A 7,886-nucleotide genomic window follows, 5' to 3' on the forward strand; every position below is an offset into this window, starting at 1 on the left:
GTAGAATTTACCAATTATTAAAAATTTAATTTTGGAATTCCGCCCGCCCCAATTTTAACAGCTATGTTTTTTAAAAACGACAGGATGCAAAACTCAACCAAAGCGGCTATATCAGGTTCTTGCGGAATTTTCCTGCAATACAATATTACGGATATGTTCTCCTTGCGTATCGATCCGGGCTTTGAAGGATGGAGATACAACTACAAAGATCTTATGGCGACAGATAATAATGGAAATGTTATAGGAACAATCCAAGGCCATACCACCTTTGATTACATTACCATACCGGTATTATTCAAAGCACGTTTTGGTGGCGATAAACACAACAATAATGATGGTAATATTAAAGCCTTTGTAAATGCCGGTCCGAGTTTTAATGTATTACTACAGCAAAAAACTGTATTTAAAGGACCGGATGAAACGCACAAAAGTACAAATACCGATGATTTCAAAACATTAAATATGGGCGCTGTGATTGGTATCGGTGCTTCTATCCCACTGCAGGATAATATTGCCTTGTCATTTGAATTAAGAAATAATTTTGGTCTGACGAATATCAATAAAAACACAAACGAAAATCTGGGTATCAGAACAAATTCTACAAGCTTACTGGTTGGTTTATGTTATAAATTCGCACCAAACCGATAAGACTTTTTATAGCGGATTCATTACTTAAAAAGTTGAATCCGCTATAATTTTAAAGAATAGTTTTTTATAATTTTCAATTGTTTTTTCTAAGAATATATTTCAACAAACTCCAACATTACAATCGCTGATTCGTATATATATTCCTGTGCAAGCGAAAAATGAAGAAACAGATATAATTTTCCCCATTAAAATTATTACTTTTTCAACATATTAATTCCTTGCCTGATTCGCATTAACAAAATAACGTAAATTAACATCTATGGAATATTTCGATAGTCTAGATCCTTTATTAAGGGTGTTTTGGTACATCGCATTACCTGCCAGTGTCATTTTTCTGATCCAAACAATCATGACATTTTTCGGTGGCGATACCGCAGATGGACTAGATGCAGACTTTGACGGAGACCTGGAAGATGGCGATTCACATTTCCAGCTTTTCTCTTTCCGGAACCTGATAAATTTTTTATTGGGCTTTAGCTGGACAGGCATATCCTTCTACAACAGCATCAATCACACATTGCTGATAGTGCTTTCAGTAGCGGTTGGCGCTTTATTTGTATACATGTTCTTTGCTATTATCCGCGAGCTACAAAAGCTGGCAGAAGACAATTCATTTTCGTATGAAGAAACTTTGAATAAATCTGCTGAAGTATACCTGACTATTCCCGGCGGTAAATCAGGCCGGGGGAAAATTCTGGTCAGTGTAAACGGCTCTATGCATGAACTGGACGCAATGACCGAAAATGATGTTAAGATCCCTTCAGGCTCTACGGTGAAAATTGTAAAAATTCTTAATGAAAATATTTTATTAGTAGAAACACTTTAACTTTTAACTTTACTTTAAACATGACCCCAATTATTATTATTGTTGTAGCCGCTGTTGTAGGCTTTGTTACAATTTCTGCGCTGGTATCACGCTACAAGCGCTGCCCTTCCGATAAAATACTTGTTATATATGGTCGTACAGGAGGTTCTTCTGCAAAATGTATCCATGGCGGAGGAGCCTTCATCTGGCCGGTTATCCAGGATTATGCATTCCTGGATCTGAAACCGTTATCTATAGAAGCCAACTTAACAAATGCATTGAGCAGACAGAATATCCGTGTGGATGTACCCTGTAGATTTACCATCGCAATCTCAACAGAAGCGGATACAATGAACACAGCAGCTGAAAGACTGCTTGGTTTATCTCATGAAAATATTCAGGAACTTGCCAAAGATATTTTATTCGGACAGTTGCGTTTGGTTATTGCAACCATGACGATTGAAGAGATTAATTCAGATCGTGATAAATTCCTGGATAACATTTCAAAAAACGTTGACAGTGAATTAAAGAAAATCGGTTTGAAATTAATCAACGTAAACGTTACCGATATTAAAGACGAGTCTGGCTACATTGAAGCGTTGGGTAAGGAAGCGGCAGCCAAAGCGATCAACGAAGCGAAAGTTAGCGTTGCAGAACAGGAAAAAATCGGTGAAACAGGTAAGGCATTAGCCGACCGTGAAAAAGATACACAAATTGCGGAAACACACAGAGACCGTGATGTTAAGATTGCCATCACTCAAAAAGATAAAGAGATCAGTATTGCAGCTGCCGCAAAAGACGAAGCCATCGGTAAAGCAGAAGCACAACGTGATACCCGCGTAAAAACATCTGAAGCCAATGCGATCGCAATTAAAGGGGAAAACGAAGCAAAAATTTCCATTGCGAATTCAGAAGCATTGCGCAGAGAGAAAGAAGCAGAATCGCTTCGTATCGCAATCACCGCTGAAAAAGTACAACAGGCAAAAGCATTGGAAGAAGCGTATGTGGCAGAACAGAAAGCCGAACTGGCCCGTTCTGAAAGAGAACGTTCCACTCAGATTGCCAACATCGTAATTCCCGCAGAGATCGCTAAACAACGTGCTATTATTGAAGCACAGGCAGAAGCTGAAAGAATCAGAGAAAATGCAAAAGGTGAAGCCGATGCAATCTATGCGAAAATGGAAGCGGAAGCAAAAGGTTTGTATGAAATATTAACGAAGCAGGCTGAAGGTTACAAAGAAGTTGTTGCAGCTGCCGGTGGCGATCCTACAAAAGCCTTCCAGTTACTGTTGATTGAAAAATTACCTGACCTTGTAAAAACACAGGTTGAAGCCGTTAAGAATATTAAAATTGATAAAATTACTGTTTGGGATTCAGGTAACGGAAGTTCAGATAACGGAAATTCTTCAACGGCAAACTTTGTGTCTGGCATGATGAAGACTGTACCACCGTTGAATGATCTGTTCAACATGGCAGGGTTAAATCTTCCAACATACCTAAAAGGTGAAAATATACCAACTATTAACACTTCTGAGGATTCAAAAGAATCTGAAAAATAAAAGGCCTGCATTGTAAGCAACCTTAAAAATTCGTACTATTAAGAGGGACTATTTAGTCCCTCTTTTCTTTTACATAAAGTTATGGCTGAAAAAATATCTTCCGGCAAACATTTCGTATCCAACCCGGCATTACAAACCATTCAGTTACCTTTTGCATGGGCGGGCACTCCTGTTGATGAAAAGGGGCGTTTTGTAAACCATGAATTTCCCTTCATTAATTCATTTAAAGAATTATGGAAGTGGCAAACCATGAAGAATCCGCAAAAGATTGAAAAGAAAAAAGACACCTGGAAATTAGCCTGCCATACTGACGCAACGTTTCTAAAGTCTTCTGCTGATTGCATTGTATGGCTCGGACATGCTTCTTTCTTTATCCGCATCGCGGGAATTTCTTTACTGATCGATCCTGTATTGTTTGATGTATCGCTGATCAAACGTAAATCGCCTTTACCTGTAGCTCCTGAACAATTAAAAAATATTGACTACATCCTGATCTCACACGACCACCGCGATCATTGTGATAAAAAGAGTCTGGAGCTGCTTGCTAAAAATAATCCGGATGCCATTTATTTAACCGGCTTGCATGTTGACAGTGTTATCCGGAAAATAACAAACAGCAACATGATCCAGGCGGCGGGCTGGTACCAGCAATACCTTACACCAGCTGCATTAAAAATTATTTATATTCCAACAAGACATTGGGGCAGACGATATTTAACGGATACCAACAAACGCTTGTGGGGAGGTTTCGTTATCCAGGCTGCCGGCAAAACCATCTACTTTGGTGGTGACAGCGGTTATGGAAGCCACTTTGCAGATATAGCAAAAATATTTCCTTCGGTCGATTATGCCATGATTGGCATTGGTGCATACAAGCCGGAGTTTTTCATGGGCCAAAGCCACCTCTCTCCTGCTGACGGACTGAAAGCTTTCCAGGATACCCAGGCAAAACATTTGATCCCTATGCATTACGGAACCTTTGATCTGTCTGATGAGCCGCTCAGCGACCCGATACGCATCTTAAAAGCCGAGCAGGAAAAAAATCCGGCAAATGGCGACATTTTATATATATGTGCCGGCGAAACAATTTATATATAGTCTTTGCTGATCATGCATGCATCAACCGAACAACTTAAAAAACTCGTTACCTCCATTCATCCTTTCACCGATGAAGAATGGAATCGGTTTGAATCTTTATGGAAACCGTTCGAGGCTAAACGTAAAGAACAATTAACCATACCGGGTCAAACAGAGAAGTATTTGTATTTTGTTGTTGAAGGTGTACAGCGTATATTTTATTTTGATGATCAGAACCGGGAAGCAACGCTGGTATTTACTTATGCGCCTTCCTTCGGTGGTGTGCTGGACTCCATGATCCATGAAAGTCCTTCCAGATATTATTATGAAACCTTAACGCCATCTGTTTTCCTTCGGGCTCCTTTTGCTGAGATCGAATCGCTCAGCAAAGATATTATCGGCATAGAGCTCTTAATCCGGAAAGGAGTTGTACAGGCGCTCTCCGGCGTGCTGGAGCGTCTGGTTGAAGTACAATCCTTTTCCTCAGAAGATCGTTTCAGAAAACTGCTGCAACGCAGCCCGCATATTCTGCAACTTGTACCACACAAGTATCTGGCAAGTTATCTTGGTATTGATGCTACCAACTTTAGTAAGCTATTGAATAAAGTAAAAATTTAAAATCTTGGTAAACACCAATATTTCTAAAAAGCATTTCCTTCAATTTTGTTTCATAAACATCATTCTTATGAAAACAAAAGCAATTCTTTTTACATCCAGAGGTTTTATAATTTTTTCGGCACTGAGTGTGTTATCAGTAAGTCTGATGGCTTTTCATGATCCGCAGGCTGTCATGAACCTGGTACAAGTCCAATTAACCAATACCGATGCCTACAGTTCAATCAGAGGCATCTACGGAGGTGCAGGATTAACAATAGGCATAAGTATGCTGTACCTTATTAAAAAAAACATGTCACTTGCTCTCCTGTTCCTTTCTATGCTTTGGGGCTTCTACGCACTTTCCAGGATCATTACCATATTTACAGAAGGTCGGCTTGGCACATTCGGTACACAATGGCTGCTTATAGAAAGTATCCTTTTTATAATTGGTTGTGTTTTGTATCAACTCAATAAATCTTTTAACAGAAAATAATCAGGCACATGAAAACTGTTGACACATTAAACCTGTTAAAGGATCTCGAAGATCGTGTTGAAAATAGCCTTACACTGGCTATAAGAACGTTTCAGAATACAGATACTTCTACCTTGCTTTGTCCTTCGGTTAGCGGTGGCTGGAGTATCGTCCAATGCCTGGACCATCTGAATAGTTACGGCCACTTTTATTTACCACAGATTAATAAGGCACTGAATAAAGGCTCTGACCAAAATACATCTCTTACCTTCAAAAGCAGCTGGCTGGGAAATTATTTCACAAAGATGATGCTTCCCGGTTCAGGTAAAAAATACAAGGCTTTTAAAAAACACGTACCTGAAAACAATCCGGATGCACATGCGGTTATTGCCGAATTCATCCATCAACAGGAATTGCTTGCGGCGTATCTGAAAACAGCCCGGTATAAAAACCTGGATGCCGGAATTCCGATTTCAATTTCACCTTTTATAAAATTAAAACTGGGAGATGTTTTTCAATTTATGATTGCACACAATGAAAGGCATCTTGAACAGGCAAAGAGAAATCTGCAATGATCTTCCACTCTTATTTTAATTTGTTGCTTCAATACATTAAATTGTATTAAACTAACCTAAAGACGATGGGACAAATTAAAATTTTCGGAACCAGGGAAGAATTGCATCCAATCCGGGAGAAACTTTCAGCAGTATTACACGAATGTGTGATGGACGCCTTTCAATATCCGAAAGAAAAAAAAGCGCATCGGTTTATATATATAGATGCAGACAGTTATTTCTATTTTGAAACGCGCACACCTAAGCATACCATTATTGAAATCAATCTCTTCGAAGGCCGGTCTATTGAAGCCAAAAAGAAATTATACAAACTACTGTTTGAACGGTTTGAAAAGGAATTAGGGATTTCGAACATGGATTTAGAAATTACTTTATTTGAATCACCTAAATACAATTGGGGCATACGAGGCAAAAGTGGCGATGAATTAGATCTGAATTATAAAGTAGAAGTCTGATGACTCACCCTCTTTATGTATTCAATAGTTAGAATCATCAAGTACAGATTTATTTCATAAATAAGCGATATATTAGAAATGAATCTAGAGCTAATATATCGGTTATTTATGAAAAGAATTTTTCCATTACTATTTTCCATGTATCTGCTGCATGCCCTTTCCGTTCATGCACAAACAATCACTGTCAGTACTGCAACAGAATTACAAAATGCTTTAAACACGGCCGTTGCCGGAAATACCATCGTCCTGACAGATGGCATTTACTCTAAATCCGGTGGATTCATTATACCTGCAAACATCAATGGTACCAGCAGTAATCCTATTATATTAAAAGGTACTCCGGCAGCCATTATCACGTCAAACAGTTTAAGTTCCGGCTATGGTCTGGGCTTACGGGGAAATAACTTTTGGGTGCTTGACGGATTCACTATTTACAATTCTGCAAAAGGTATTGTACTCGATAGCAGTCATCATAACATTATTAAAAATCTGCATGTGAATAAAACCGGCGATGAAGGCATACATCTCAGATCCTATAGCTCCTATAACAGCGTAGAAAATTGTTTTATCGATTCAACCGGAACATACGCTGCCGGTTATGGAGAAGCAATTTATATTGGTTCAGCAGTAAGCAACTGGCCGACATATACAAAAGGAAACGCCGATACCTGTAATTACAATACGGTATTAAACAATTCTTTTGGAGATCATGTAGCATCTGAAAATATCGATATTAAAGAAGGTACAAAAGGGGGCCGGATCGCTTACAATACATTCAACGGAACAGGATTAAACAACCAAAATTCTGCTGACTCCTGGATTGATGTGAAAGGAAATTATTATACCATTGAATGCAATACCGGAAGCAATACCATTGCCGATGGTTTTCAAACGCATATACTTGTCAGCGGCTGGGGTGACTATAATATCTTTTCAAACAATATACTGGCTGTAAATACTACGGGTTACGGTATTTTGATAACACAAACTTCTTCCAAGGGAACGGCTTACAATAATGTTGTGTGCACAAATAACACCGTTACAGGCACTAATAATGGCTTAACCAACATCACCACCCAAACATGTACAAATACTTGTTCCATACCAACCGATATAAAAAATATATCAGCCGAAATATCTTCTATTCAGCTGTATCCAAATCCCTGTACTGAAGGTATCCGGATTCAACTTCCTGAACAGTATATGGATTCCTTTTATATAGTTACAGATGCTTTGGGAAAGAATATATTAAATGGACAAATAAAAACCGGGAACGATGTTATCCGGACGGATGCCCTTCCCCCGGGACTATATGTAGTTATATTGAACGACACATCGCTTAAATTCATTAAGCAATAAAAAAGTTTTTCCACAAGGAATTATTTTAGTAGGCTCTTTGTTATCTTTACTTAATAAGATAATAAACTGAAACATATATGGCAGAACTGACAGTATCCGAAAAAGAACACGTTCAACAGGAGCTAGATAAATTAAATGCAGCAGTTGCCAAGGCAACTGATTTTAGCGAAAAATTAGAACTGAAAGATAAAATTCATAACATGACAATGATCCTGAATGGAGTTAAACCATATGGCTCTATTAACTATTTCTGTGAAGGCTGCGGCTCTTAATTTAAGCTATAACCTAATCTAATAAAAAAAGCGTTTGAAATTTCAAACGCTTTTTTCATATCTGATT

The 7,886-nt window shown here is 38.4% G+C and carries 10 protein-coding genes; all 10 read left to right on the forward strand.

Features of this window, described 5'->3' with window-relative positions; translation table 11 throughout:
- Positions 1 to 84: 84 nt before the first annotated feature.
- The 10 genes from ACTHJT_RS03570 (at position 85) to ACTHJT_RS03615 (ending at position 7,819) form a co-directional block, all read left to right on the forward strand.
- Positions 85 to 648, forward strand: a complete 564-nt coding sequence (locus tag ACTHJT_RS03570) for a porin family protein (protein ID WP_440236409.1) — start codon at positions 85 to 87, stop codon at positions 646 to 648.
- 259 nt (positions 649 to 907) lie between these two features.
- Positions 908 to 1,474, forward strand: coding sequence for a serine protease (locus tag ACTHJT_RS03575; protein WP_440236410.1), 567 nt, complete (start codon positions 908 to 910; stop codon positions 1,472 to 1,474).
- Between the two features lie 20 nt (positions 1,475 to 1,494).
- The gene (locus ACTHJT_RS03580; protein WP_440236411.1) at positions 1,495 to 3,012 is read left to right on the forward strand and encodes a flotillin family protein; all 1,518 of its coding nucleotides are present in this window, start codon (positions 1,495 to 1,497) and stop codon (positions 3,010 to 3,012) included.
- 81 nt (positions 3,013 to 3,093) lie between these two features.
- Positions 3,094 to 4,110: an MBL fold metallo-hydrolase gene (locus ACTHJT_RS03585; protein ID WP_440236413.1), complete on the forward strand. Its 1,017-nt coding sequence runs from the start codon at positions 3,094 to 3,096 to the stop codon at positions 4,108 to 4,110.
- Between the two features lie 12 nt (positions 4,111 to 4,122).
- Positions 4,123 to 4,707 carry a Crp/Fnr family transcriptional regulator gene (locus ACTHJT_RS03590; protein WP_440236414.1) on the forward strand — a complete coding sequence of 195 codons (585 nt, stop codon included), beginning with the start codon at positions 4,123 to 4,125 and terminating at the stop codon, positions 4,705 to 4,707.
- Positions 4,708 to 4,774: 67 nt separating this feature from the next.
- Positions 4,775 to 5,179, forward strand: coding sequence for a DUF4345 domain-containing protein (locus ACTHJT_RS03595; RefSeq protein ID WP_440236415.1), 405 nt, complete (start codon positions 4,775 to 4,777; stop codon positions 5,177 to 5,179).
- Between the two features lie 8 nt (positions 5,180 to 5,187).
- A complete protein-coding gene (locus ACTHJT_RS03600) occupies positions 5,188 to 5,733 on the forward strand; it encodes a DinB family protein (RefSeq protein ID WP_440236416.1) in 546 nt (181 codons plus the stop codon).
- A 65-nt stretch (positions 5,734 to 5,798) separates the two neighbouring features.
- Positions 5,799 to 6,188, forward strand: coding sequence for a tautomerase family protein (locus tag ACTHJT_RS03605; protein ID WP_440236418.1), 390 nt, complete (start codon positions 5,799 to 5,801; stop codon positions 6,186 to 6,188).
- 108 nt (positions 6,189 to 6,296) lie between these two features.
- Positions 6,297 to 7,547 (forward strand): right-handed parallel beta-helix repeat-containing protein, encoded by a 1,251-nt coding sequence (locus ACTHJT_RS03610; RefSeq protein WP_440236419.1) that lies wholly within the window; start codon positions 6,297 to 6,299, stop codon positions 7,545 to 7,547.
- A 77-nt stretch (positions 7,548 to 7,624) separates the two neighbouring features.
- Positions 7,625 to 7,819 (forward strand): hypothetical protein, encoded by a 195-nt coding sequence (locus ACTHJT_RS03615; RefSeq protein WP_440236420.1) that lies wholly within the window; start codon positions 7,625 to 7,627, stop codon positions 7,817 to 7,819.
- Positions 7,820 to 7,886: the final 67 nt, after the last annotated feature.

Origin of the sequence: Cytophaga sp., assembly GCF_051961495.1 — a bacterium.
In the GTDB taxonomy this organism is placed as follows: Bacteria; Bacteroidota; Bacteroidia; order Cytophagales; family Cytophagaceae; genus Cytophaga.